At 44.9% G+C, this 26376-nt stretch carries 21 protein-coding genes and 3 riboswitches; of the genes, 14 read left to right on the forward strand and 7 right to left on the reverse strand.

The genetic code is table 11. The annotated features are described in order from the left end of the window. Positions 1–9 precede the first annotated feature (9 nt). On the forward strand, positions 10–2286 hold the full coding sequence (locus ACZ449_RS23955) for a xanthine dehydrogenase family protein molybdopterin-binding subunit (RefSeq protein ID WP_464258552.1): 2277 nt from the start codon (positions 10–12) through the stop codon (positions 2284–2286). Positions 2287–2377: 91 nt separating this feature from the next. On the opposite strand, the gene ACZ449_RS23960 is transcribed toward ACZ449_RS23955, so the two are convergent. Then, positions 2378–2791: an Lrp/AsnC family transcriptional regulator gene (locus ACZ449_RS23960; protein ID WP_464258553.1), complete on the reverse strand. Its 414-nt coding sequence runs from the start codon at positions 2789–2791 to the stop codon at positions 2378–2380. A gap of 132 nt (positions 2792–2923) precedes the next feature. Between ACZ449_RS23960 and ACZ449_RS23965 the strand changes: the two genes are divergently transcribed. The 8 genes from ACZ449_RS23965 to ribB all read left to right on the forward strand — a co-directional run bounded on the left by ACZ449_RS23965 (position 2924) and on the right by ribB (position 11574). Continuing rightward, positions 2924–3475 carry a cysteine hydrolase family protein gene (locus ACZ449_RS23965; RefSeq protein WP_464258554.1) on the forward strand — a complete coding sequence of 184 codons (552 nt, stop codon included), beginning with the start codon at positions 2924–2926 and terminating at the stop codon, positions 3473–3475. Positions 3476–3553: 78 nt separating this feature from the next. Continuing rightward, a riboswitch (cobalamin riboswitch) is annotated at positions 3554–3735 on the forward strand. A gap of 173 nt (positions 3736–3908) precedes the next feature. Continuing rightward, positions 3909–4853 carry a hypothetical protein gene (locus ACZ449_RS23970; RefSeq protein ID WP_464258555.1) on the forward strand — a complete coding sequence of 315 codons (945 nt, stop codon included), beginning with the start codon at positions 3909–3911 and terminating at the stop codon, positions 4851–4853. Between the two features lie 104 nt (positions 4854–4957). After that, positions 4958–5139, forward strand: a riboswitch (cobalamin riboswitch). Positions 5140–5263: 124 nt separating this feature from the next. Then, complete coding sequence (gene nikB, locus ACZ449_RS23975) at positions 5264–6244, forward strand: nickel ABC transporter permease (RefSeq protein ID WP_464261936.1); 981 nt, start codon at positions 5264–5266, stop codon at positions 6242–6244. Between the two features lie 9 nt (positions 6245–6253). Next, positions 6254–7066 (forward strand): nickel transporter permease, encoded by an 813-nt coding sequence (nikC, locus tag ACZ449_RS23980; RefSeq protein WP_464261937.1) that lies wholly within the window; start codon positions 6254–6256, stop codon positions 7064–7066. A 134-nt stretch (positions 7067–7200) separates the two neighbouring features. Then, positions 7201–8772 carry an ABC transporter substrate-binding protein gene (locus ACZ449_RS23985; RefSeq protein ID WP_464258556.1) on the forward strand — a complete coding sequence of 524 codons (1572 nt, stop codon included), beginning with the start codon at positions 7201–7203 and terminating at the stop codon, positions 8770–8772. Positions 8773–8794: 22 nt separating this feature from the next. After that, positions 8795–9583, forward strand: a complete 789-nt coding sequence (locus ACZ449_RS23990) for an ABC transporter ATP-binding protein (protein WP_464258557.1) — start codon at positions 8795–8797, stop codon at positions 9581–9583. Further along, a complete protein-coding gene (locus ACZ449_RS23995) occupies positions 9573–10544 on the forward strand; it encodes an ABC transporter ATP-binding protein (protein WP_464258558.1) in 972 nt (323 codons plus the stop codon). The genes ACZ449_RS23990 and ACZ449_RS23995 overlap by 11 nt, the downstream gene beginning before the upstream one ends. Before the next feature lie 128 nt (positions 10545–10672). Next, positions 10673–10821, forward strand: a riboswitch (FMN riboswitch). 111 nt (positions 10822–10932) lie between these two features. Next, complete coding sequence (gene ribB / locus ACZ449_RS24000; RefSeq protein ID WP_464258559.1) at positions 10933–11574, forward strand: 3,4-dihydroxy-2-butanone-4-phosphate synthase; 642 nt, start codon at positions 10933–10935, stop codon at positions 11572–11574. Positions 11575–11668: 94 nt separating this feature from the next. Here the strand turns inward: ribB and ACZ449_RS24005 are convergent, their stop codons facing one another. The 5 genes from ACZ449_RS24005 to caiT form a co-directional block, all read right to left on the reverse strand. Then, positions 11669–13363, reverse strand: a complete 1695-nt coding sequence (locus tag ACZ449_RS24005) for an ASKHA domain-containing protein (RefSeq protein WP_464258560.1) — start codon at positions 13361–13363, stop codon at positions 11669–11671. Between the two features lie 158 nt (positions 13364–13521). Then, positions 13522–14169 carry a glycine betaine-specific corrinoid protein MtgC gene (gene mtgC / locus ACZ449_RS24010; protein WP_464258561.1) on the reverse strand — a complete coding sequence of 216 codons (648 nt, stop codon included), beginning with the start codon at positions 14167–14169 and terminating at the stop codon, positions 13522–13524. A 62-nt stretch (positions 14170–14231) separates the two neighbouring features. Beyond that, complete coding sequence (gene mtgB / locus ACZ449_RS24015) at positions 14232–15659, reverse strand: glycine betaine--corrinoid protein methyltransferase (protein WP_464258562.1); 1428 nt, start codon at positions 15657–15659, stop codon at positions 14232–14234. A gap of 57 nt (positions 15660–15716) precedes the next feature. Further along, a complete protein-coding gene (mtgA, locus tag ACZ449_RS24020; RefSeq protein WP_464258563.1) occupies positions 15717–16637 on the reverse strand; it encodes a [methyl-Co(III) glycine betaine-specific corrinoid protein]--tetrahydrofolate methyltransferase MtgA in 921 nt (306 codons plus the stop codon). Positions 16638–16718: 81 nt separating this feature from the next. Continuing rightward, positions 16719–18269, reverse strand: coding sequence for an L-carnitine/gamma-butyrobetaine antiporter (gene caiT / locus ACZ449_RS24025; protein WP_464258564.1), 1551 nt, complete (start codon positions 18267–18269; stop codon positions 16719–16721). Positions 18270–18639: 370 nt separating this feature from the next. On the opposite strand from caiT, the gene ACZ449_RS24030 reads away from it, so the two are divergent. The 3 genes from ACZ449_RS24030 (at position 18640) to ACZ449_RS24040 (ending at position 22350) form a co-directional block, all read left to right on the forward strand. Continuing rightward, the gene (locus ACZ449_RS24030; RefSeq protein WP_464258565.1) at positions 18640–20115 is read left to right on the forward strand and encodes a sigma-54 interaction domain-containing protein; all 1476 of its coding nucleotides are present in this window, start codon (positions 18640–18642) and stop codon (positions 20113–20115) included. Between the two features lie 188 nt (positions 20116–20303). Continuing rightward, entirely contained in the window at positions 20304–21638 is a 1335-nt protein-coding gene (locus ACZ449_RS24035; protein ID WP_464258566.1) for an MFS transporter, read from the forward strand. Positions 21639–21669: 31 nt separating this feature from the next. Continuing rightward, positions 21670–22350, forward strand: coding sequence for a DUF1638 domain-containing protein (locus tag ACZ449_RS24040; RefSeq protein WP_464258567.1), 681 nt, complete (start codon positions 21670–21672; stop codon positions 22348–22350). A gap of 258 nt (positions 22351–22608) precedes the next feature. On the opposite strand, the gene pdxR is transcribed toward ACZ449_RS24040, so the two are convergent. After that, entirely contained in the window at positions 22609–24117 is a 1509-nt protein-coding gene (gene pdxR / locus ACZ449_RS24045) for a MocR-like pyridoxine biosynthesis transcription factor PdxR (RefSeq protein ID WP_464258568.1), read from the reverse strand. 134 nt (positions 24118–24251) lie between these two features. On the opposite strand from pdxR, the gene ACZ449_RS24050 reads away from it, so the two are divergent. Further along, positions 24252–25439 (forward strand): aminotransferase-like domain-containing protein, encoded by a 1188-nt coding sequence (locus ACZ449_RS24050; RefSeq protein WP_464258569.1) that lies wholly within the window; start codon positions 24252–24254, stop codon positions 25437–25439. 124 nt (positions 25440–25563) lie between these two features. Continuing rightward, positions 25564–26037 (forward strand): universal stress protein, encoded by a 474-nt coding sequence (locus ACZ449_RS24055; RefSeq protein ID WP_464258570.1) that lies wholly within the window; start codon positions 25564–25566, stop codon positions 26035–26037. Positions 26038–26376 lie beyond the last annotated feature (339 nt).

Here is a 26376-nt window from a genome sequence, read left to right on the forward strand (position 1 = left end):
GGTAACGAAATGGACGCTAAACCTGCGCACAATTTTAAGTATGTTGGCAGGTCCATACCCATCGAGGATGGAGCGGCTAAAGCAAGCGGCAGCATAAAATATACTGGGGACATGGTTGTGGATGGGATTTTATATGCCCAACTGGTATTTAGTCAGGTTCCCCACGCTCGAATCAAGAATATTGACATTTCTGAGGCCATGGCTGTGCCTGGCGTTGTAAAAATATATCAACGTGACAACTCAACGCAGATAAAATTTAATTCGCAAATGTGGTTTGCCGGACAGAATGCGGTCGAGGATCAGGAGCTTTTTCCAGAAGTAGTACGATATATTGGTGATACGGTAGCAGCGGTAGTCGCAGAAACTAAGGAGGCAGCTCTGGCGGCGGCAGACCTTATCAAGGCTGAGTACGATACTTTGCCATTTGTTATTGATCCAGAGGAGGCACTTAGTGGACAGGTTGCTCTCCATGATAGCGGCAATCCATTTTTCACAATGGAAGCTAACTGTGGTGATGTTGAAGCTGTTCTAAAAACAAATGCAGGTTTAGTGGTTGAAGACCGGGTGGAAACACCCAAAATTCATCATGCGGCCATGGAAAACCATGTATGTATTGCCGTACCAGACCATCGGGGGAGAATGACAGTATACAGCCCCTGTCAGATTGTATATTCGGTGCGCCTCATTGTGGCTAAGGTGTTAGGGGTACCGTATCACAAGGTTCGAGTTATCAAAACTCCTATCGGCGGATCGTTTGGCGGCAAACAAGAAGTAACCCTTGAAGCATATTGTGCTTATTTTGCTAAAGATTTGAACAGACCAGTGAAAATTGAGTTTGACCGGTGGGCAAGTATTGTAGCCACTCGTACAAGAACAAAGACGATTGGTTATGTAAAAACAATGGTAAGCCCTGAAGGCAAGATTTTGGCGCGGGATATGAAACACATTGTTGATACCGGGTCGTATACTTCAAATGGTCGTGCCATTTGTTATGCTATGGCCAAAAAACTGTTTAGACTATACCGCATTCCGAACCAACATTATCAAGCGCTAGCTGTACATACCAATACAACCATAGCGGGGGCTGCACGGGGCTATGGTTCGCCGCAAGTTCAAACAATTGCCGAAATCAATTTGGATAATGCAGCAAGACATTTAAATATGGACCCAGTTGAATTTCGCCTGAAAAACTTAGTGCATCCCTATGACGCTGATCCGAGCGGCGGGCCTGATCTAGGTAACGCCAGGATTATTGATTGCGTGCGTAAAGGTGCGGAGACGTTTGGCTGGAACGCAAAATGGAGTCAGCCAAAGCGTGTGGGTCGGTGGCAAACCGGAGTCGGGATGGCCTGCGCTACCCATGGAAATGGTTATTACGGCGCATACCAGGAATTTGGTACAATGACGATTCGAATGCTGGAAGACGGTAGTATTATGCTTAATGCCGGTTTACATGACCTGGGTAATGGTACGGTTACAGCCATGAAGCAGATTGTCGCAGAAGTCTTGGATATTTCACTGGATATGATTGAAGCTCCGGAAGCCGATACCGATGTCAGTCCATACGATATTGGCTGCCAGGCCAGTCGGGTAATTCATGTTTGCGGTGCCAATGCTATGCAGGCAGCCGAAGAATTGCGCAGTTTGTTCATAATCGAAGCGGCTAAAATTCTTACGTGCAATGAAGCAGAGATAGTGTTAGAAGACGGCAGAATTTGGCGTAACGGTAATTCCGAGAACAGCATGAGCTATGGTCAAATGGCGGCTATGATTCAACAAAAAAATCAGGTCGAACTTATCCGTACTGTTACCTATCAAGCACCCGCCAATCCGGGTTCCTATGCAGCAAATTTTGTGGAAGTGGCTGTAGATACCTATACTGGTTTTGTTAAGGTTGTGGACGTTGTAGCCGTACATGATATTGGTCAGGCGATTAACACCGGCTTTGTCGAAGGGCAGATCCACGGCGGTATTCAAATGGGATTAGGTATGGCAATCGCTGAAGATCTTGCTTATGATGAAAAGTCAGGTATCGCCCGTGGCAGCCGCTTTAGCAAATACCATCTTGTTAATGCGCCAGATATGCCGCCTGTCAGAGTCATCTTAATTGAAAAAGGGGAAGAATATGGTCCGTATGGAGCCAAAAGCATAGGTGAGATTGCGACGATTCCCATTACTGCAGCTACCGTAAATGCAATAAACCATGCTCTTAATGCCAATCTAACAATACTGCCGGTAACACCGGATAAAATTATGGCCATGCTTACTGAGCAGCAGAATAAGTAACTAAAGAAGATGCACTAGTCAGTCATTCGTTGACGAGCTAGTGCATCTTTCTTTGGTAAAACGTCAGATTATAGAGGAGCTATACAGTTTACTATTTAATTTTTCCAATAGAAATATTTATTCGGTAATTGCCATAGTTCAAAACAGAATCCAAAAAACAGTTCAGAGCTTCTTGTGAATTAACCTGAACTTTCAGCAGATAACAGCCATCGCCGCTGATTCGGCTAGCTTCTACCACTGCTTCCTGGCTTTGTAAGAATACATGGAAAGCTCGATGATTGGTTGTTTTCATGAATATGGTTATATATGCTGTTATGGTTGTTCCCAACAGTTGTTCATCAAGCAAAACAGAGTATCCCTGTATTACACCTAACTCTTCCATTCGTGAAATTCGCTTCGAAACTGCCTGGCCTGTTAGGTGAACTAGTTCACCGATATCTTTAAGCTGCATTTTGCAGTTTGTTTTTAATAGTTTTATGATCGCCAAATCAGTATGATCAAGCATTTTTCATTAAATCCTTTCATGAGGAAATCGGAAATGGTTCCATACTTTCGCGGCACAATTGGAGCTGTCAGTATAATTAGTATAACAAAGGATGTGAGCATAATCCAGAATGAAATATGGGGGGAATTGACAGTGAAAAAAGCGTTACTCGTAATTGATGTGCAAAATGAATACTTTACCGGAAAAATGCCGGTTACTTACCCACCGGGGAGTTTTAATAAAATTCTTCAGGCTGTAGAGGCAGCTAATCAAAATAACATTCCGGTAATTCTTATCAGACATGAAGCAACACAACAGGCTGCTGCTTTTGTAAAAGGCAGTAGGGGGTGGGGAATTCGTGAAGAGCTTCTGGAAAAAGAATATGTACGTATTTTTGATAAGGATCTTCCGGGAAGTTTTACAGGTACCGGACTTGAAGATTATTTAAAAGGGATGGGTATAGATACAATTGTAATCTGCGGCTATATGACCCAGATGTGCTGCGATACGACGGCAAGGCAGGCCGTCCACCTTGGATTTTCTGTCGAATTTCTGTCAGATGCTACCGGAACTTTGGATGTATCCAATGATGCTGGTAAAATAACGGCAGAGGAGCTTCACAAGGCGATACTTATAATTCAGGCTATGCGGTTTTCTAAGGTGATTTCTACTGATGAATGGATTAAGAAGTATAGAAAGGAATAGTGGGATAGGGAACCTCTGTCCGCAGGTTAAGGCTTGACAACTGTTTCCAGGAATGATATTCTAATTCCATAATATAAAACTGAATAGTACGAGATAGGTGCCTTAAAGGGCTTAATAGGGAAGTCCGGTTAAATGCCGGCGCGGTCCCGCCACTGTAACGGGGAGTAAGCTTAAGATATGCCACTGAGACGATAGTCTTGGGAAGGTTTAAGCAAGCAACGATCCGGAGTCAGGAGAACTGCCTATCTGACAATCACCGTTTGTTACCCACGAGGTATGGGGAGGGGATTACAGTAGGCACTTTTAAGTGTACCTAGTTTAATTCGCTCCTGGCTAACCGCCAGGAGCTTTATATTAGCTTACTGGTTATCACTCCTGACTATAAACGGTCAGGAGTTTTAATATTTTATATTAACAAGACAGGAATAATAATATGGATATTTCATTAGCATTAGCAGATGTTTTGAAAATGTGGAAAACTGCATTACCGGCCATGTTTTTAGGCTGTTATTGTGGGGTTGTTCTTAAAAACGGACGTTTTTTCGATTGGTTCAGCAAAGTGTTGCGGCCAATGACTTCACTGGGTAAATTGCCGGAAGCTTTAGGCCCATTTTTTATTTTATGTTTACTGAACAGGTATGCGGCTAATGCTATGCTGGCAGAGTTTGGGCGTAACGCTGTTGTAAATAAAAATGGCATCATTGCTGTTTATCTGATGGGTTCGTTGCCTACCGGCATCTATTTCACTATCTTTTATTTCAGTCCAGCTTTGATCGCCGGGTTGGGCTGGAAACTGGGTATGGCATTTATGGCGATAAACATTGGCATGAGTACTCTTGTAACAGTAATTGGCATCTTATGGAATCGCATTAACTTCCGACAAGATGACGCCAGCCATTCGGAACATCAGCAGGCATTTTCCAGTGCGACAGCCGATAAGATCGATCTGGTAGCTGCGGCTAGGACGGCCTTTTGGCAATTTTGGGATATAGCTGTAGTTTTTGTGCCGGTTACGTTTGTTTTCGCGCTGTTTATGCATACAGATAATATTAACGGGATTCTGTCAGGTGTTGCCCCTGTTTTACACAAGGTCAATTTGACTGCAGCCGGAGTTTTGGTCATTTTGGCGGGTATACCTACGATGATTGCGGCCATAGGTGTTGCCGGAACGCTGCTACAAAACGGTGCACTGGTGGCAGAGGAGATAATCTTTACGCTTTTGGTGGCGTCCTTTTTTCATAATATATATGATGCTGTATCTCGCGTATTACCAACAAATCTTTCAATATTTGGCGTCAAGTTGGGAGTTATTGTTACTGTAGTGGGTACTGTCGTCTATCTTGCAATGGTGGTGCTGGCCGCCAGCCTCGCTTTGTAAGCGTGAGTTACCTGATGGTGAATGTTGTGAAATAATCATTGACGTTCTATGTCGACCAATGATATGGTTGGAAAAATATAGAATATTATATTCTCTAACAGACAACTGAATATATTGAGTTAGGTGCCCATTTGGGCTTAATAGGGAAGACCGGTTAAAAGCCGGCGCGGTCCCGCCACTGTAACGGGGAGCAAGCTTAAGGTATACCACTGGGACAACAGTCTTGGGAAGGTTTAAGCAAGCCATGATCCGAAGCCAGGAGAACTGCCTATCTGACAATCACCGTTTTCACCCACGTGGTATGGGGAGGGGATTACAGTTAAGTGCTATATGCGTATTTTACTGAATTCACTCCTGGTTTTACACCAGGAGTTTTTTATTTCACTTTGCTGTATCACTCCCTGCTTTTTATGGCAGGGAGTTTATTTTTTACTAGAGGAGATGGTGCTTTGAATCGAAAAGAGATTGTACATCGCTTGGTACAAATGGTGATTGCTCTTATCGGTGTGAGCTTTCTAACATTTTGCCTGATGTATCTGTCGCCGGGAGATCCGGTAGAGATGCTGCTGGAGGTAGGCGATACCATTGTTTCGGAGGAAACGATTGCGGAGACGCGGGTACAGCTGGGCTTGGATCAGCCTTTTCATATACAGTATATCCGCTGGTTTACTGGTGTCTTGCAAGGGGATATGGGTATGTCGTACTCGGCGAAGATGCCGGTAGTTGAGCGCCTTTGGCAGTGCCTGCCGGGAACGTTGGTGCTAGCAGGCTCGGCTCTGGTGATGATGCTCCTGATTTCAGTACCTTGCGGGATTCTTTCCGCCGTGTATAGAAACCGCACGGTTGATTATCTGATCCGCGGAATTTCATTTTTAGGCGTATCCATGCCGAGCTTTTGGGTAGGACTCATCCTCTTGTATGTTTTGGGGCTGAAGCTGAGGCTTTTTCCGGTTGCAGGCGGTGTAGTGTCGCTGGACCGGATGGTGCTTCCAGCGCTTACGCTGGCCATTGCGATGGCGGCCAAATACACGCGGCAGGTGCGTACGGCGGTTTTGGAGGAACTGGGGCAGGAGTATATCATTGGTGCACGTTCGCGGGGATTTCCCATGCGGAAGATTCTCTGGCGGCATGTGCTGTCAAATGCCTGTTTGCCGCTCATTACGTTGCTGGGACTGTCGATTGGCTGGCTGTTGGGCGGCGTGGCTGTTATTGAGATGGTCTTTTCCTGGCCGGGACTCGGCAAGATGGCCGTACACGCCATTGAGATGCGTGATTATCCTTTAGTACAGGGCTTTGTCCTCTGGATTGCTGTTTTGTATATGGGGATTAATCTGCTTGTCGATATTTCCTATACCTATCTTGATCCGCGGCTGCGGAAAGGAGGACGCTGAGTGACGTTTTTGACAAAGGACAAGTTCTTGTTCGGGCTGTATACGTTTTTAGTTCTGTTGATTGCCGGTTTTGCGCTATTCGCGCCATGGTTGGCGCCTTATGACCCATATGATGCGGTGATGCGGCAGTCGCTGCAGGCGCCGTCGGCGGAGCATTTATTCGGTACGGATAAGCTCGGGCGCGACTGCTTGTCGCGCATTCTTTACGGGACGCAGACCTCACTGATGATGACGCTGTCGCTGGTAGTTATTATTGCGGGGGTCGGAACGTCTGTCGGTGTGGTTTCAGGCTACTCGGGCGGCAAGGTGGATACGGTGCTTATGCGTATGGTGGATATGATGCTTGCCTTTCCGGGTATCGTGCTGGCTATTGCCATTGCCGGCATGCTGGGCGGCAATATACTGAATACGATTTTGGCGCTGGCGGCAGTGAGCTGGACTAAATATGCGCGCTTGGGACGCAGCCTTACGCTGAAGCAGCGCGAACGTGATTTTATCGCGGCGGCCGTAACCACTGGGACAAGACCGCTACATATTCTATGGCGCCATATTTTACCGAATATCCTGCCGACTATTGTCGTGACGGCTGCCATGGATATCGGTACGATGATTATGGAACTGGCAGGCTTGTCCTTTTTGGGCTTTGGTGCACAGCCGCCGACACCGGAATGGGGCCTAATGCTCAATGAAGGAAGGCAGCATATCCAGACGGCTCCCTGGCTGATGCTGTATCCGGGGGCTGCGATCTTGATAGTCGTAGCAATTTTTAACCTTTGGGGCGACAGCCTGCGCGACATCATGGACCCACAGCGGACAAACTGAGTGAACTCGTTTCAGCAGAGCTGAAACATCGGGGGTTCAGGTGGAGAGTCTACTCCACCTGAACTGACGCCGCCTGTAGAGGCGGGAGTCTTGACTCAGCGATTAAGATAAACATATGGGAAGGGATGAGGTTTATGAAAAAATTGGGGAAAATTATTTGCGTGCTGCTTACTATTTGTATGGCAGCGGTCTTTATGACGGGCTGCGGCGGCAGTAGTAAAAAGGAAACAGACAAGAAGACACTGAGAATTGGTGTGACAAATTTTGCAGATTCACTGGAACCGACAGAAAATTATTTTGGCTGGGTAGTTATGCGTTATGGTATAGGGGAAAGCCTTACAAAATTTGATGAGAAGATGAATGTAACACCCTGGCTGGCTGAAAGCTGGCAGATCAGTGCTGACCACATGACCTGGACCTTCAAGATCAGAGACGGGGTGAAATTCTCGAACGGAAAACCGCTGGATGCAGCAGCTGTCAAGGCTTCGCTGGAAAGAGCCTTTGCCAAGAATAAACGCGCAATGACATTTTTTAAGTATAAGGACATGACGGCTGACGGTCAAACACTTGTGATCCGTACGGAAAAGCCGGAGCCGAATATGCCGGGATTCTTAGCCGACCCGCTCTTTTTGATTGTCGATGTATCGGCTGAGGCGGGACGTAATTTTGCCAAGGAAGGTCCCATTTGCACCGGTCCTTATATGTGTAATTCCTTCGTCAAGGATAAAGCGGTTCTGGTAAAAAACCTTTATTACTGGGACGGGGAAGTGCCCTATGAAGCAGTTGAAATCCCGTCCATTGACGATCCGAACACACGGGCAATGGCGCTGCAGTCCGGCGAGGTGGACATGGCGGTTAACATTGCAGCTGGTGACATAAACCTCTTTAACGACACTGCTAAGTTCCATGTCGACAGAATTTCCTCGCTGCGCACAGTACTGGCACGGATTAATCAAAAGGGCGTCCTGGGCGATCCGAAGGTTCGCGCGGCTTTCATCAGCGCCTGCGACAGAAAGGTATATAATGAGGTTATTTTGAAAGGAACCTTTATCGAAGGCAAGGCCCCTGTACCGCCGTCGATGGATTACGGCTTCGACCAGCTCAGGGACCCGAACAGCTACAATGTCGAGCAGGCTAAACAGCTTTTGGCAGAAGCAGGCTGGAAGGATGTGGACGGCGACGGCATACTGGAAAAGGACGGCAAGAAGCTTACTGTGGATTTTGTAGTGTACAACAGCCGCGCGGAACTGCCGATTTATGCGGAGGCCGTACAGTCGGATGCGAAAAAGGTTGGTTTTGATGTAAAAATCAAATCGGTGGACTATAACTTGATTGATAAAATGGGGATTAACGGCGAGTATGGCCTTTTGATTTCGAACATAACAACGGCCAATACCGGCGATCCGGAAATTTTCTTAAACTGGTACTGGCGAACGAATAACAACGGTGATAATCCGCAGAACGGCTCCGGCTACAGCAATCTTGCCCTGGATGCGAAGTTTGCGCAGCTTTCCACAGAGTTCGACCGACAAAAACGGCGCCAGCTCATCATTGATATTCAGCAGCTTATCCTGAACGATGGCGCGGCTCTGTTCCTGGGGTATCCGGAAACCAACATCATCAGCGCAACTTCGATCGAAGGCGCGAAGATGTATCCGTCCGATTATTACTGGCTGACCCACAAGATTAGACCGGCAAAAAAATAACATCACGTGAAGGAGATCTGAGATGTTACTAGAGGTATCGGAGCTTTCGGTATCCTACGCCGAATATGAAATCGTCCGAAATGTGAATTTGTCGCTCGATGAAGGCGAGATCCTTGCGATTGTGGGAGAAAGCGGCAGCGGCAAGACAACAGTTATTCGCGCAATCCTTGGCTGCCTGCCACATGAGGGCCGTGTGAGCGGCGGGATAATTCTCTTTGAAGGCAAAAATATATTGGAGAATACGTCTGCCGAGTGGCGCCGTCTCTGTGGCACAAAGGCTGCCATGGTTTTTCAGGACAGCGGCAATATGCTGGACCCTATCCGGCGTATCGGCAGCCAATTCGTAGAGTATATCCGCGAGCATTCGCCGCTGACGAAAAGGGAAGCAGCCAAGGCAGCAGAGGACATGCTCAGGAAGATGCACTTGCCCAATCCGGACAATATTATGAAGAGCTATCCGTTTGAACTGAGCGGCGGCATGCGCCAGCGGGTCGGCGTGGCCATGGCCATGTTCTTTAAACCGCGCCTGCTGCTGGCGGATGAGCCGACCTCGGCCCTGGATGTGACGACGCAGGCGCAAGTGGTAAAGGAAATGATGGAGATCTGCCAAAAGGATAAAACGGCAATCGTCATTGTTACACATAATATCGGTGTGGCAGCCTATATGTCGGATAAGCTGATCGTCATGCAAGCAGGAAAAATCGTAGAGTCTGGCAGAACGGATGATGTTATCGCTCGGCCGCAGTCGGCGTATACAAAAGAGCTTTTAGATGCCGTACCGCAGGTCGGAGGGAAAAGATATGTCGGCTGAAATGGAAAAAATTCTGGAAATCGAGCATGTTGTAAAGCGTTTCCCGGTCTCTGACGGGCGCATGCTGACAGCTTGCGATGACGTATCGCTGTCGCTGTATCAGGGAGAAACACTTGGTGTTGTTGGTGAAAGCGGCTGCGGCAAGAGCACGCTTGTAAAACTGATCCTGCAGCTGTATCCGCCGACGAGCGGGGCGATCTGCTACCGGGGCGAGGATCTTACGCAGCTTAAGGGAGAGCGTATGCGGCAGAGCCGGCGACATATCCAGATGGTGTTTCAGGATCCGACGCAGGCTTTCAATCCGAAGATGAAGACCAAAGACATCCTTTGCGAGCCGTTGCGCAATTTCAATATGATAAAAGACAGCGAGTCCGGGAAAAAGGTCGGAGAACTTTTGCGCATGGTTGAGTTGCCGGAAGATTTTGCCGACCGCTATCCCGGCAATATGAGCGGCGGGCAGCGCCAGCGCATCGGGATTGCCCGTTCGTTGGCGCTTGAGCCGGAAATCCTCGTTTGTGATGAGGCGACCAGTGCACTGGATGTATCTGTGCAGGAAAAAATTATGGAACTTCTGGTCAGAATACAACAGGGAAAGAATCTGTCCATGATTTTTATCTGTCATGATTTGGCCCTGGTATCGCAGATAAGCCATCGCATCGCCATTATGTATCTCGGCAATATCGTAGAGGTGCTTGCGGGCGGTGCGCTGAATGAAGCAATGCATCCTTATACGAAGGCGCTTCTGCAGGCGGTTTTCCCGGTGAGAAAAAAAGGGGTTGCAGCGGTCCGGCCGCTGGCGGGGGAGATACCAAGTCCCCTTGCTTTGCCGCCAGGGTGCCCATTTCAGAGCAGGTGCCCGGAATGCAGGGAGATTTGCAGGCAAGAAAAACCGGCGCTCAAAGAGATTTCTAAAAGACACAGTGCTGCCTGTCATTTCATTTTGAATGGAAGACCGGTATAACACTGGCGCGGTTCGCCACTATTCTAGGGCAGTTGTTTTATGCTGGACTGATTTCATGAACACACCCTGGCTCACAGGACAGAGGTTGTTGACAAATAATGGTCGAGGAGTATAATAACAACTATGAGACTTATTCTCAGGGCGGGGTGCAAGTCCCCACCGGCGGTATCCCAGTTGTACTGGGGAGCCCGCGAGCGCTCTTCGTGTGTTGGAAGAGGTCAGCAGAACTGGTGAAATGCCAGTGCCGACGGTATAGTCCGGACGAAAGAGGATAAGGCGGTCAGTATCAATACGGAGAATTGAAGTATTATTTAGTATTGTTTCCTAGCTGCCTACCTAATTGCCCTGATCTAGTAAGTCCTACTATTACTATAGGAGGCGCATTACTTTGAATCAGAATTTATTAAGTCAATTTGGCAATGCAGAGGAGCGGGTGACAAGGGCACTTAGCGCTCTGGGCAATGGCCGGGGAGTTTTAGTAACAGATAACGAACAGCGGGAAAATGAAGGTGATATTTTCTTTGCTGCTGAGTCGCTGACAACAGAACAGATGGCTATGCTAATTCGTGAATGCAGTGGTATAGTTTGCCTGTGTCTGCCAGAGGAGAAATCCCAGGAATTGGCATTGCCAATGATGGTAGACAATAATACAAGTAGTTTTCAGACTGCATTTACCGTTTCAATTGAAGCTGCAAAAGGAGTTACTACAGGTGTATCAGCTGCTGATCGTGTTACTACTATAAAAGCGGCAATTGCTGATAAGGCTTGTGCTCAAGATCTGCGGCATCCAGGGCATGTTTTTCCTTTAAAAGCTAAACCAGGTGGTGTTTTAGAACGGCCGGGCCATACCGAAGCCAATGTTGACTTAATGCGGCTTGCCGGTCTCAAACCATATGGTGTACTGTGCGAACTGACAAACCCCAATGGAACCATGGCGCGATTGCCTGAAATAGTGGCTTTTGCGCAAAAGAACAATATGCCGGTGGTTACAGTGGATGATTTGATAGATTACCGCAAGGTTCGAGAATAAAACTATATTTTTCCTAGCCTCCCAGGATTTTTACTTGGGAGGCTTTATTGATTTTAGTTTGACGTAGGGTCGGTCTTGCTGGGCCTGTTTATTACTATTGGTGAAGTATATACCGCGGAAATTTTAACGCCTTTGCAAACTCTCTCTTGAAATTCGGCTGCAACGCTAAATCCAAATGTTCAATAGAAGCAGTCATAGCTTCAGCCCGGCGACGTTCTTTCGAAGATACCAAACTCATACATGCACCAGCACCAGCCGCATTACCGACCTGTTCAAACCGCTCCAGTGGCAAATCCGGCAGCATACCGATGGTAATCGCGCTCTCAAGTCGCAGGAAAGAGCCGAAGGCACCGGCAATAACGATTCGGTCAACGTCCTCCACTCTAATATTGAGGGCATTTAATAAACTACTAATCCCGCTAGCAATAGCTGCTTTAGCTAATTGTATCTCACCAATATCATTCTGAGTTATAACAATATCACTATCACACCCACTGTCTTCTATTGAGACGACGATAAATTCAGGAGCTTTACCCGGTTTAATTCTAACCCGGGTATTGTTCGGATTCAGCCTACCATTTGCGCTTATGATTCCTCCCTTATTTAATTCGGCAATTAGATCAATAATGCCAGAACCGCATAGACCAATAGGCCTCTGATCGCCAATTGTCTGCCAAAGTACTTCCTTGCCTTGTTGAAAAAGCTTTACCTCGCTGATAGCGCCGTTAACTGCGCGCATTCCCTGCGAAATATGTGCGCCTTCAAAAGCAGGGCCAGATGCACAGGAACAACAAGAAATCCTTTCTCCATTAACCGACAGGGCAATTTCGGTATTTGTTCCAATATCAATCCCTAAAACTATACCTTTCCCTTTATCAATTCCGGTTGCTTGGATCATGGCAACATGATCGCCGCCAACAAACCCGCCAATAGGTGGTGTAAAATATACTTGGGCTTGAGGCCCTAACGTAAGACCGATAGTTTCTGCAGCAATCTCAATTGGGCTAGTCGTGGCAGGAACATAAGGCGATGTGGCAAGTTGCCTTATTGGTAAACCAAGTAGCAAATGATGCATGGCCGTATTAGCTACAATAACTGCCTGACTAATTTGTTGGACATCCAAACCCTGTTGCAAAGTTAAGCGTTTGGCCAATTCATTAATTCCACTGACAGCAGCATTTACTATCTGCTGAGCATTTGCCTCATCTTCCAAGGCATATGCCAGTCTACTCATTAAGTCCTCGCCGTAAGCAATTTGTGGATTTAAAATACCTTCTGCCACCACCATCTCTCCCGTAGTCAGCCTGATAAGAAAGGCGGCAATCTTGGTTGTCCCTAAATCGATGGCTAGTCCTAACGGCTCATAGTTAGTCCCCGGAGTAGCCACAGACATATACCTTTTAAGTAAATAATCAACTTCAACTACTTGCGAGCAACCATCTACTTGCAGTTGTTGGCGACCAATCAGCGATGTTACCGGAATCTCAATTTTGCAGGGACCGACAATTCTTGCCTGGCATGCCAACCGGTAGCCTTGACTGAGACGTTCCGGAGTAAGTATATTTTCTTCGGTAAGTGAGGGTGAGGTTACTTGCCCTGTTATTAGACGTATTAGACACCGACCGCACAATCCTTTGCCGCCGCAAGGAGCGCTGATGCCATGTTCAAACAAATCCATTCCCTTGGCCACTGCTAAAATAGTCTGACCGATATTGGCATAGACCCGTCTGCCAATTGGTTCAAAGTCAACAATCACTTCTGCGTTAGCTCTTTTTTTCATTTCAGCCATACTTCCACTCCCAGCATGCAACGTTATTCTGGATTTCCATACCGCTCTTATTCTTTATGTACAAAAGCAGCCTCAGCCTAACTTTTGCTAGGGGCTGAGGCTGCTTTCTTAAAATTCCGATCTAACAAGTTAACTCGAAAGTCAGTTGCTTGCTATGCTTAGCCTGCAATAAGCTTTTGGCACAGACTAACTGCTTCATCAGCAGTTTCGGCCCAAGCGTCAGCACCAATCTCATCAGCGAAGGCTTGACTGGTTGGACCACCGCCAATCATGACTTTATATTTTTCACGCACATTCTTAGATTTAAGATATTCGATAATATTCTTTTGGGCGGCCATAGTAGTGGTCAGCAAGGCCCCAGCGGCAATGATGCTAGCGCCTACTTCTTCGGCTTTCGCCAAGAAGTTTTCTGAGGGTTGGTCAATACCGATATCATACACTTTGTATCCGGCGGCCGTCATCAGCGCACCAACGATATTTTTGCCGATATCGTGAATATCGCCGGCAACTTGACCCACAATAATCTTCCCTTTAGACTCACTAACAGTGTTGCCTGATGCGGCAATAACTGGTTCCAACATATCAAGGCCAGCTTTAAGAGCATCTGCTCCCATCATGACATCAGGTAAGAACGCCTCGCCTACTTTCCATTTTGCGCCGAGTTCTTCAATACCCTTAATGAGTCCTTGTTGTATTGCCGCAGTCGGATCAATCTTTTCATCAATAACTTGTTGAGCATATTCAACCACCAAATCTTCATCACCATCGAGAATAGCTTGCTTCAAGTTTTCAAAAATATCACTCATATCATTATACCTCCGTTAATTTTTGATTTGTATTATTAAGCACTGTCGTAAGGAAACTAAAACTAGCCCTTCAGTTCAGATGTTCTCTTCTCCATAAAAGCTTGAAGAGTTTGGTTGACTTTGCTATCCAGTTCCGGTGCTTGGTATTCAGCTAACATAGCTTTCCATTTCCGCTCTGCCCGCTTGTTAGTATCCAGACCCTCCTTACCCCAACCGTCATAAGACAATCGGTCACTAAGCGTAGCCTGCCTCAGCTCTGTGGCATGATTTTTCCGGGTATGTTTTTGCGTAAGGAAATGTCCTCCTGGACCAACCTTTTTAATGACGTCAAAGGCAAAATTATCATCCGAGAACTCAATGCCTTTCAGATATCGTAGAAGCATACCAGCAATCTCATCATCTACGATAAATTTTTCATACGACATGGCCATAAAATATTGAAGTATACCTGCTGTATGCAATACAAAGTTGATCCCGGTCACGCTGGCGGCCATCAGCGTCATCATGGATTCGTAACCAGCCTGTGCATCGACAATCTTGGCATCGTTTAAGCCGCCGCCGCCTCTACTCGGAACATCATAGAACCTTGCCAGCTGAGCACTGGCAGAAGTAAATAGCGCTCCTTCGGGATTACCGATAGACAGTGAACCTGTCTGCATGTCAGTAATGGCCGATGTTGAACCATAAACCACGGGAGTTCCGGGATTAATGCTTTGAGCTAAGGCGATACCAGCCAATACTTCCGCGTTCTGCAAGGCTAAAGCGCCAGCCATTGTTGCCGGTCCTGTCGAGCCGGCCATGACCAAGGATGCGATTACCATAGCCTGACCAGTTTCTGCATAGGCCATTAAGCCTCCGAGCATGCGGTCATCATATTTTAATGGAGTAACTGAGTTGACAAGGCATATTAAAGCTGGATTTTTCTTAATGACATCTTTTCCACCGAAGAGAATGGCGGTCATTTCGATAGTATCTTTGGCTTTGTCATAACCGGAGGCGCTGCCCATAAAACATTTATCAGAATGTTTTATGGCACTGTAAACCATTTTTAAATGTCTGATTGAATCTGGCACATCATTTGGTTCGGCAACATTGCCGCCAGTCATATGCATATTAGGACTCATTTGCGCTAACTTAACAAAGTTGTCAAAGTCATTCATATTTGAGTTGCGGCGTGTGCCATCTGCTTCATGAATAAATGGTGAGCCATAGCCAGGCATAAAGATGATATTCTCGCCACCAACTACTAGGTTGTTTTGCGAATTACGGGCGTGAAGAGTAAATTCGGCAGGGGCAGTAGCCACTTGTTCTTCCACAAACTGTCTTTGGAAATAAACCCGCTGACCTTCTACCTTTTGCCCCTTAGCTTTCAAGACATCCAGGGCTGGTTGGTATGAAAATTCTACACCAATTTCATTTAAGATTTTCATACTCTGCTCATGAACTTGCTTCACCTGTTCAGGTGTTAATACATCAAACTTTGGAATCATTGCCAACACCTCTTATTTATTATTTTAATTATGTCTACCGGGAGCTAGGATCCACGGTTAAAACAGCTTTAATAACGGATGCTCAGAAGTACCCAGCTTGGTACCGGTAATTTTGGTGCTATAGCCCATCATTGCATCAGTTGTAGCAATTCCCCTATAAACCCAAGGCGCATTTGCAATAGGACCATAAAGAAGAAAATCAGCCCCCTGAGTGACAGGATAGGTAAATACTGCAGTACCTGCTGCTTCAAAGTAAGGCGATCCTTTAGATCGCATCTTTTTCCACAAATATAATGCATTAGATGGGGCGCAGCCTCCTGGGTAACCTAATTGTTCCTTTACTTCATAGATGGCCTTGGTAGTCCAACTGTTGCTGGCCACGTCCAGCACACCAGGGTCTACAAGAAACTGCTCAATCCCGGCCCGTTTTGCTGCCGCAATTAATCCCTCCGTTTTTTCGTCGCCATTTAACAACTTAAGTCGACTGCTTGGCTTAAGATGCTTTTTACTGAAGGCCAGAACGACCGCAGTTTTGATACCAAAATCCTTAATAATGCTCAGTTCATCTTCCGTGTAATTCTCTTCTATGGAGTTGTAGATAAGGCGGTTGATAATAGCCGGGTCTTTGCCTAGTAATTTTAAGGCGCCTGTCCGAATTTCCGGACTCACACTATCAAGTAAAAACGGGGATGAAGTATGTTTCAGAATAAACTCAACATGGTGCGCTAACGCCTCCGGGGTATCTCCCAAAACATCGATGATTCTGGGGTTGCCAGTCTCTGCGCTCATTTCAGCTTCTTGATCAAGCAGTGCTTTTGCCTCAGCCTCATTGAAAATTCCTTTTATCGAGTCGATGACAATTTTATGTCCTCGGTAGAACATGCTGCCAATTAGCACTGTGGGAAATTCCCCCGGTTGGCCCCCAATCTTTACGCCGTTAATGTCATACACATGCTGCTCTGCTGTAAACCTGAACATTTGTTTCACACTCCTACATCAGTTTATAATTTAAATTTTGATGTTATTTATCTTTTCGGATTAACTGGGCCATTAGGGTCTTTACTTATCCTTTGTATCTGTTGAGTCGCTAGGCTTCGTTTCATCCGAGACATCCCATTCTTTTCCTGCCTTTTTAATGAAACCGATCAGTATAATAGCCATGATAAACATGGTCGGGAAAGACCCCGCAACTGATGCGGCCTGCAGTGGCTTCATACCGCCCAAGAATATAAGCGTCAGCGAAATGCCTCCTAAAACCACAGCCCAGAATAACCGGTTCCATTTAGCAGGTTCTTCGCCTGTTTTTAGTTGTGCAGTAGTTACCATCGCAAGTGTATATGCTATACTATTAATAACGGTTGCCGTTGAAATAAATAGCAACACTAAAATTATGGGTAGTATGATAGAGGCGAAGGGAAGTGTAGAAAATATTTCTACAATCGCATACGGTACTCCGTGCGCTTTAATAATTTCTGCGAGGTTTATTACTCCTCTGGCTTGTAAATCCATTGTGTAGTTGCCAAAGACCATAAAGTACGTATAGACGCAGATAACACCTGAGAACATAGCGCCTATTGTAAATTCCCGAACCGTTCTTCCTCTGGAAATTCTCGCCAGATAGATTCCTGTGCTAAGAGCGAAAGCGATAAACCAGGCAAAATAGAATATTGTCCAGTCTTGAGGGAAGCCAGACTTTAGAACAGGGTCAGTATATAAGCTCATTCTAAAGTAGTTATTGAACATGACTCCCAAGCTATCAATAAAGTTGTTGAACATAAACGCGGTTGGTCCTACTGCTAAAACATAGGCCAGTAAAGCAAAACCCAACCAATTTCTGAAATCGCTTAACCGTCTGATTCCTTTGTCCAAGCCCCCGTACACACTAATACCTATAATTACTGTCCAAATAATAAGAATTGTTGCATCTAATCCTAACGTGTGCGGAATGCCAGTTATTTTGGTAATTACCTCACTAAGCAGCGGCGTTCCCAAACCAACGGAAGTACTGATCCCGGCAATAATCCCGACCATGTAGAAGATATCAATGGCTTTACCTAGATAGCCGTTGGCATGCTTACCAAGCAAGGATTCACAGGCCGTGCTTGGTCGGAAAACTTCTTTCCCCTGAACAAAAAACAGGTATCCGAACACCACACCGACACCGACATAGAGTGCATAGCTGCTTGGCCCCCAGTGGAACAGGGGATACGCTGTAGCCAGAGCTGTGGCTTGCGGTGACATAGGCTCTAAACCAAAAGGAGGAGCTGTAAGATAAAAGTAGAATTCTATAGGGCTCCAATATACGATAGCGGCAGAGGTTCCTGCGGAAAAAAGCATCCCTAACCAACTCAGGGTGCTAAATTCTGGCTTTTCCCCGCCAAATCTCTTATTAGCAAATTTACCAAATATGAAATATAGCACTACTCCCAAATTCGCCAGAACAAAAACTTCGTATGTCCAGCCCATTTTACCAGTTAAAAAAGAAAATACTTTGTTTACGGCGTTAGTCCCAGCCTCTGGATTCAAAATAATTGCACTGCACATAATAGCAACTAACAATAGCGGAGGCCAAAATAACATTTGATCAATTTTTTTTCCCTCTTGACTCATTGCACGACCCTCCCCTTACTAAATCTAAAATAGCCCTTAACTCAATTAGATGATATACTATAGCTGTCTAATCGACCCCCCTCTCCAAATGGAATAAGATATCCTTATAAATCCACACTTTTTATCAATGCAATTCTCATGCCATGTCGACGATGTTATGCCAATAACACGTAATAGCGTAATTTTTCGTATAATTCCAATTTTAAAATCAATATAGATTTTTCTGTAAGTGTAGAATTTTCTTTCACCTTTTTTCTCAAAAGTAGTACATTTGCTGACTTACAGACAAGTGAAAAGAATTTTTTCACTGAAAAGATTCTTTTCTGTAAACAATGTACATTCTGTAGTACGAAGGGGCTGAAATCTATATATGCTTAAAAATAATCAGAAAAGTCTGAAAGAATTAGTTATAGAGAATCAATTATTGCACGAAATTATAGATTCAATATCAGAAGGCGTGTATGCCGCACATAAAGACGGCACCATTCTGATTTATAATCGGGCATTTGAACGACTGGAAGCCACAAATCGTCAAAATATGTTAGGGAAGAAAGATACCGACGTATATGCATTACCCCTAGAAAACCTCCAACGCATGGCAGTACTAAATAGTAAAAAACCTCTATTAGATCAGTATATGACTTATCATTTACATACCGGGAAAAAGGTTGATATTGGCTATAATTGTTACCCATTTTTTGTAGATGGAGAACTTACGGCGGTATATTCAATTAACCGGGACATTCCTTCTATAAATGAGCTATTAACAAAGGTTGTGCATTGTTTTGACCAAAATAAATCGAGAAATCGACCAAATGGCACTAGTTTTAGTTTAAATGACATTGTGGGCATCAGCCCTTTAATCAAACAAGTTATAAAACAAGCCCGGAAAATCGCACTAACATCCTCCACTGTAATGATTTATGGAGAAACTGGTACAGGAAAGGAATTGTTTGCGCAGGGAATCCATAATGCGAGCTCCTACAGTTCACAACCTTTTATCGCTGTTAACTGCGCCGCTATACCTGAGACGTTGATGGAAAGCCTACTCATGGGTACAGTAAAGGGTGCATTCTCGGGCGCCATTGATGCTCCTGGTTTGTTTGAACAGGCTGAGAATGGAACTTTGTTTTTGGATGAAGTCAATTCATTAAGTGTACCTTTACAAGCAAAGCTATTACGTCTATTACAAGATAAGAGTGTCCGTCGTCTCGGTGCCAAAACCGAACGTAAGATCAACTGTCGTATAATCAGCGCAACCAACCAAAATTTGTACGATGCATCGAGTAATGGTTCCTTCCGCGATGACCTCTTCTACCGCTTAACGCCAGTAATTTTGCATATCCCACCGCTTCGGCAGCGTCCAGAAGATATACCCGTGCTTGCTAAAGAGTTTATTTCTCGCTTTAATGACCAATTGAATTTGAATATTACGCAGATATCCCCCGATCTATTAGATTTATTATCCTTATATAAATGGCCAGGAAATGTCCGGGAATTGGAGCATGTGATTGAAAGTGCGATGAGTATTGCTGAGCATACGGCGGCAGAAGTAATTCTTGAAGACTTACCCACTTTTTTAGTAAAACGAATGCTCAGTAATTTATCCGCAAATAAGTCAAGCAACACCTCGGTAACGGATATACCAACAGGGAAACCGTTAGTTGAGTATCTACGGCAGTGCGAAACAGATTTGCTTCAAAACATGTTAAAGATGACTAATGGCAATGTAAGCGATAGCGCTAAGCAGTTAGGCATCTCCAGACAAGACCTACACTATCGGTTACGCAAGCTGGGAATTAAATCAACCTCCTATAAAACTGATAAAGCTGATTTTACAAAGTAAGACTAAGCCGCTTTAATACTCCCACTTATACCTAAAGAAACAGGTATAAGATGGAAATATTAAAGCGGCTTAATTATCGAATAAATATTAATTTTTCAGTGTAGCTCTATATCGCACTATTTGGCATGATAATTGCTCATTATTAATAAGGAAGAACACAATGCTCTACGTCAAGGAGGCTGAAAAATGTGAATCAATCACTCGGTATCGAAGATTCTCCGTTAACCCCTTTCTTGAAGAAACTTACGATTTATACCAGCGGAGGTCCTTTTTTGGACGGCTACATCCTGACAATTATCGGGATGGCTTTATTACAACTGGAACCTCAGCTCCAGCTGGACACATTTTGGACAGCTATGATCGGCGCCGCAGCCCTTATCGGATTGTTAGTTGGAGGAGCAATCTTTGGCTATGTGACTGATCTGATTGGGCGCCAAGTAATGTACCAACTCGATCTTATTGCAATCATAATTTTATCGCTTATGGAAATGCTTATCAGTACGCCTTTGGAATTAGTTATAGTACGGTTTCTTATTGGAATTGCCGTCGGGGCAGATTACCCAATTGCAACCTCTCTGTTAACAGAGTTTTGTCCTCGTAGGTATCGGGGTGCCACGATGGGATTATTGGCAAGTGCATGGTATGCCGGTGCCGTTGTGGCCGGCATCGCAGGTTATTTACTATTAGCTACAGGTCCTGACGCTTGGAGATGGATGCTCGGGAGTTCCGCCATTCCAGCTTTAATACTGGTAGTAGGCCGTTGGGATACTCCGGAATCTCCCCGCTGGCTTGTAAGTAAGGGACGTACCGAAGAGGCTCTCAATATTATTAAAAAAATATATGGCACTCACGCCAGCCTTGCTGATTTAGACGAACCCACAACAGAAAAAACTCGATTCAGCAAGTTACTTGAACCAGACTACCTTAGAAAAATTTTGTTTATTGGGTTATTCTGGACATTCCAGGTAGCGCCGTGCTTTGCCATTTATACATTTGCACCACAGATTTTAGATGCGTTCCATTTAGGTGCTGGTAATGACTGGATTATCGGCTATGCTGTTATCAATATATTTTTTTTGACGGGTACTATTGCGTCAATGTCTCTTGTAAATCACTTTGGAAGACGCCCACTTATTATTTGGAGCTTTATTTTTATGACATTGTCCATGTTAGTCTTAGGTTTAGTTCCAGGTGCACCTGCATGGTTAATCTTCCTGGGTTTCGCTGTTTATGCCTTTTTTTCCGGTCCGCCAAGTGCTCTTGATTGGATCTATCCCAACGAGTTATTCCCAACTAATGTCCGTGCCTCTGCTGTAGGAGTAGTAACGGCCATCAGCCGTATCGGCGCGGCAATTGGGACTTTTGCCTTACCCTATTCCTTACATACGCTCGGAATAGGCAATACCATGTTAATTAGCACCCTACTGACATTTCTTGGTTTAATGGTATGTGTAGTTTGGGCACCAGAAACAAAAGATTTGACACTAAAAGAAACCAGCATACTTACGTTGCATAAAAAATGATTACTGCTGGAGATAATTGGGGGTGATTACAGTGCAAACAGTAATTTTGGCTTGCCAGACAATGAGAGATGAAGTTGAGCTTGTTTTGCAGCAGTTAGGTATAAGTTACCCAGTGGTGTATATGGAATCGGGCTTACACAGCTTCCCTGAACTTCTGCACCAGAAAGTTCAAGCGCAGATTGATGCATTAGATACTGCTGATGTCATTCTCATGGCGTATGGTTGTTGTGGAAACGGCCTCGTAGGAATAAAGTCTACCAAAGCTAAGCTTGTAATTCCGCGGATTGACGACTGCATTAGTTTACTGCTTGGTTCAAAAAAAGAGAGAGAAAGCATCCCAAACGGGATTTGTACTTACTTTATAACTAAAGGCTGGCTAGACCCGGAAGGCAACGTAATGTGGTCATATAGGGAATGGATTGAACGTTATGGCGAACAGAAGGCTTTACGGATAATAAAAAAAATGCTGAATAATTATACTCGGTTTATGATCATCGATACCGGTGCTTATAGCATAGAGGGCATAATGCCTAAAATTAAAGAGTTTTGCGAAAAATCTAATATGCAGTACGACGTTACCCCAGGCTCGTTACGATTATTGCGCCTATTGCTAACAGGACCATGGGACTCAGAGTTTCTCGTTCTTAATCCTGGACAAGAGAGCTTACTAAGTGATTTTTGCCCACTATTAGCATCGGTTGCTGCTCATTAGTATATAAATGGTTAGGGAAATTTGTAGTCGGATTTTCATTGCCTTTATAGTAAAAACAAGCTTAGACTTATCAAATATGATAGGTCTAAACTTGTTTTCTAAGGTTCGAGAATAAAGCTGTATTTGACCTAGCCTTCCAGTTTTTTTTACTTGGGAGGCTTTATTAATTTTAGTTTGGCGTAGGGTCAGTCTTGGAAACACTGGGAAAAGGAGTGCGTCAAGCTAAGGTGGTGCACTCCCTTTCCCATTGTATCTGTTCTATAGGATTGGTCGTCCTGCCAAGCCGGTAGAGGCAGGAGGACAAGATGCGCAGGAGGTTAAAACACGTCCAAGAATCTTCATTCCTGCAACCAGGCGGTCTTCGCTGTGGGTGGAAAAACATAGCCGAATCTCGGTGCTGGTTGACTGGTTGCTATAGAAAGCCTCGCCTGGCACATACGATACGCCTGCCGCGGCGGTTCGGTGCAGTAACTCGGGGGCAGAAACCGGGGTGGTTACATTGCACCATAGATAGAAGCCGCCCTCGGGGGTAGTAAAAGTAAGCTGGTTGCTGCAATAACGCCGGGCTGCGCTAACCATGGCGTCACGGCGTTTTTTATATTCTGTTCGCACTGTGGTTAGGTGATCGGTGAGAACGTTAGTTTCTAAGCAGACATGGAGGATTCGTTGTGACAGATTGTTGCTATGAAGGTCAATATATTGTTTTTCTTGGGCAAGATGATTAATGACAGATGGGGCGGCAGCCACCCAGCCGGTGCGCAGTCCAGGAGCCAGAATTTTAGAAAAGCTTCCCAGATAGATTACCCCGCCGTAATTATCCAGATATTTAAGCGACGGCGGTGGCTGTTGGCCGTAGTATAGTTGACCATAGGGGTCGTCCTCAATGATAACCAGGCGGTGACGGGCAGCCAGACGGATTAAATCCTGCCTGTTTTGCAAAGACATCACTCGTCCGGTAGGATTTTGAAATGTGGGGATAGTATAAAATAATTTTGGTCGGTAGCGCACTAGGTAGTCTTCCAATACGGCTAAGTCCAATTCTTTGGTGTTAGGCAGACAGAGCGTGCGCGCACCGGCAGCCTCTAGTATTTGAATGGCCCCAAGGTAAGTAGGAGATTCCACAATAACGTAATCCCGGGGCTCGACAAAAGCCTTAATGGTGAGATATAGCCCTTGTTGCGAACCAGATACAATTAATATATTGTCAGGGGCGGTTCGAATACCTTGATTAGTTTGCCAGGTCGCTAAAGCGCGTCTGAGGGGAAAGTAGCCTTCAGTAGGTATATAGCCCATATCAGCCGGGTCCAGGGGAGGAGACTTGGTAGTAAGCGCACTTTCCAGCAAGGACAAGGGGTAAAGTGCTGGGTCAGGCATTCCGGCAGCAAGCGAGATGATATTGTTGGCAGTAGGCGTTGCTACTAAGGTTCGCAACAAGGAGGACAAGGGAGACTTATATTGCGGGGTAAATAGCTGTGCCCAGGGCATGGTATAAGCTGTTTGGCTTTGAGATAGGTCATTTACATAGGTACCGCTTCCTCGCCTTGTTGTGATCAGGTCGCGCTCTTCAAGTAGCCGGTAGGCATTGAGTGTGGTAGTCCGACTGACGCCCAGCAGTCGAGCCAGTTCACGTTCAGGCGGCAATTTAGTTCCAGAGGGAATGGCCGATTCCAAGATGCGAGAAGCAAAGTTATTAGCCAGTTGTAAGTAGAGGGGTGCAGAAGAATCGGGGGTAAGTTGCATGTTACTTACTATTTTGGTTATATCCATTTGCTGATTTTCCTCTCCTATTAGTAATTGGTATCTTTTAGTATTTATATTGGATATTTACAGAGATTCTCCTGCTGCTTATTATGAATACAAAGTACATAGTATTCGTAATAGCAAACTGAGGGGGTAATTTGATGGAATTTCATTTTGCGAAACGGACAGAGCTGTTAAGGGCGTCTGAAATCCGGGAAATTTTAAAGATTACGGAGCGGGAAGAAGTCATTTCTTTTGCCGGAGGGTTGCCTGCACCGGAATTATTTCCAATAGAAGAAATGAAGGAGGTGTCAGTCAAAGTCCTTGAAACGGAAGGAAAAAAGGCGCTTCAATATTCAACTACAGAGGGTTATGGACCATTACGGCAACAAATCGCCGCTCGTATGAAGCAAAATTTCCGAACAAACTTTGAAGCAAATGAAATATTGATTACTTCTGGATCACAACAAGCTCTCGACCTATTAGGCAAGCTGTTTATCGATGAGGATGATGTTATACTCTGTGAGAGTCCGACCTATCTAGCGGCTATCAGCGTGTTTCGATCATACCGGCCGCGTTTTATCGAAGTACCTACTGATGAAGGTGGAATGATTATTGAAGAATTGGAAAAAATTCTTCAAACAACCCGAAAAGTAAAGCTAATTTATGTTATTCCAGACTTTCAAAATCCTACTGGCAAGACCTGGCCTAACGAGCGGCGCCAAGAATTTATGAAGCTTGTTCAAAGGTATGAGGTTCCGGTTATTGAAGATAATCCTTATGGAGAATTGCGGTTTGAGAATGAAATGTTGCCTTCCCTGCAATCAATGGATGGTAAGGGGTTAGTTATCTGTCTAGGGACGTTCTCCAAGACGTTTTGTCCGGGAATGCGTATCGGATGGCTTGCTGCAGATGGCCGAGTAATTGCAAAATGCGTCTTACTTAAGCAAGGGGTCGATTTATGTACATCGCTCAAGACGCAAATGGAAATATCCTATTTTATAGCTCATTATGATTTTGAAGCCAATATACAAAAAATAATCAAGGTATACCGCGGTCGCAGGAACGCAATGGTAGAGGCGCTAGCTGAGATGCTGCCAACAGGAGTAACATGTACTCAGCCGCAAGGCGGCTTGTTTCTCTGGCTGGAGCTGCCAAAGCAGCTGAAAGCCGTAGAGCTTCTGAAAGAATGTTTGTTGCATGATGTTGCCTTTGTGCCGGGAGACTCTTTTTTCCCTAATGGTGGGGTGACAAACACGCTTAGACTAAATTATTCCAATATGCCGGAAGATAAAATTAGAGAAGGGATAAGAAGGCTTTCCTATGCCATTCGTAAGAGTATGGGTTGAAGTGAAAAATTCCTACAACCTCTTAGTTGCAAATTGTAACAATATTTGCACTAAAATAAAGGAATAGAGATAATCTGTGGCGAATTATTACAAAGGGATAAACTATAAGGTTGGAGGTATTGCCATGAAGAAAGATATTCTTGTTCCTTTTGATGGATCAAAAAATGCCGTTGAAGCATTACATCTGGCTGTTTTTTTGGCAAAAGCATTGCAAGAAAAAATCATCGTTTTGAATGTTCAATCTAGCTTTCATACTGCTCATACCAAAATGTTTTTCAAGGAAGCCACCATACGCGAATATCAGGAACAGCTTTTTCAAGAGACAATTGTGTCGGCCAAGAAGATATTGGACGACTCCAGTGTAGAATATGAAATAAAACTAAGAATAGGTGATGCCAAGGATCAGATTTGCCAAGAAGCGGGGATTGACGATACTATTCCAGCGGGCAGTTGTTCACCAAACGGTGTACGGATGATTATAATGGGATCCCGCGGAATGAATCCGATGCTAGGTGGGGTACTTGGCAGCGTCAGTTATGGTGTGGTTAACGTCGCTCAGTGTCCTGTTACCATTGTTCCGTATTCTTGTCCTGAGTGAACTACAAAAATTCTAGCAAAATAGTATGAATAGAAAGAAGCATTTCTTTGTTGTCAGACAAGAGATGCTTCTTTTTTACTAAAATCGTTGTACTGATTTTAATTAGCGATAAACAGTTGGTTTTGGGATATTTGATAATACTCAATTGTTTACCGAAGTCGCAGGAACATAATGGTGGAATTCTATAATTGACAAGTCTTGACAAAGATGGCGGAATCATGTAAGAATGGGCGTATAGTTTCCGAATTGCAACTGGCGTTGAAAAGCACTTTTCATTAAAAAGTGTCTTAATCAACGCGTTTCTTTTATTTTACGAATTAATAATATTTTACAGATACA

Source organism: Desulfosporomusa polytropa, from assembly GCF_055380075.1.

Excerpts from the sequence above, each read along its gene's own strand:
- ACZ449_RS23955 (WP_464258552.1), top strand. The coding sequence starts at position 10 with ATGGACGCTAAACCTGCGCACAATTTTAAGTATGTTGGCAGGTCCATA.
- ACZ449_RS23960 (WP_464258553.1), bottom strand. The coding sequence starts at position 2,791 with ATGCTTGATCATACTGATTTGGCGATCATAAAACTATTAAAAACAAAC.
- ACZ449_RS23970 (WP_464258555.1), top strand. The coding sequence starts at position 3,909 with ATGGATATTTCATTAGCATTAGCAGATGTTTTGAAAATGTGGAAAACT.
- nikB (WP_464261936.1), top strand. The coding sequence starts at position 5,264 with ATGGCAGGGAGTTTATTTTTTACTAGAGGAGATGGTGCTTTGAATCGA.
- ACZ449_RS23985 (WP_464258556.1), top strand. The coding sequence starts at position 7,201 with ATGAAAAAATTGGGGAAAATTATTTGCGTGCTGCTTACTATTTGTATG.
- ACZ449_RS23990 (WP_464258557.1), top strand. The coding sequence starts at position 8,795 with ATGTTACTAGAGGTATCGGAGCTTTCGGTATCCTACGCCGAATATGAA.
- ACZ449_RS23995 (WP_464258558.1), top strand. The coding sequence starts at position 9,573 with ATGTCGGCTGAAATGGAAAAAATTCTGGAAATCGAGCATGTTGTAAAG.
- ACZ449_RS24005 (WP_464258560.1), bottom strand. The coding sequence starts at position 13,363 with ATGGCTGAAATGAAAAAAAGAGCTAACGCAGAAGTGATTGTTGACTTT.
- mtgC (WP_464258561.1), bottom strand. The coding sequence starts at position 14,169 with ATGAGTGATATTTTTGAAAACTTGAAGCAAGCTATTCTCGATGGTGAT.
- mtgB (WP_464258562.1), bottom strand. The coding sequence starts at position 15,659 with ATGATTCCAAAGTTTGATGTATTAACACCTGAACAGGTGAAGCAAGTT.
- mtgA (WP_464258563.1), bottom strand. The coding sequence starts at position 16,637 with ATGTTCAGGTTTACAGCAGAGCAGCATGTGTATGACATTAACGGCGTA.
- caiT (WP_464258564.1), bottom strand. The coding sequence starts at position 18,269 with ATGAGTCAAGAGGGAAAAAAAATTGATCAAATGTTATTTTGGCCTCCG.
- ACZ449_RS24030 (WP_464258565.1), top strand. The coding sequence starts at position 18,640 with ATGCTTAAAAATAATCAGAAAAGTCTGAAAGAATTAGTTATAGAGAAT.
- pdxR (WP_464258568.1), bottom strand. The coding sequence starts at position 24,117 with ATGGATATAACCAAAATAGTAAGTAACATGCAACTTACCCCCGATTCT.
- ACZ449_RS24050 (WP_464258569.1), top strand. The coding sequence starts at position 24,252 with ATGGAATTTCATTTTGCGAAACGGACAGAGCTGTTAAGGGCGTCTGAA.
- ACZ449_RS24055 (WP_464258570.1), top strand. The coding sequence starts at position 25,564 with ATGAAGAAAGATATTCTTGTTCCTTTTGATGGATCAAAAAATGCCGTT.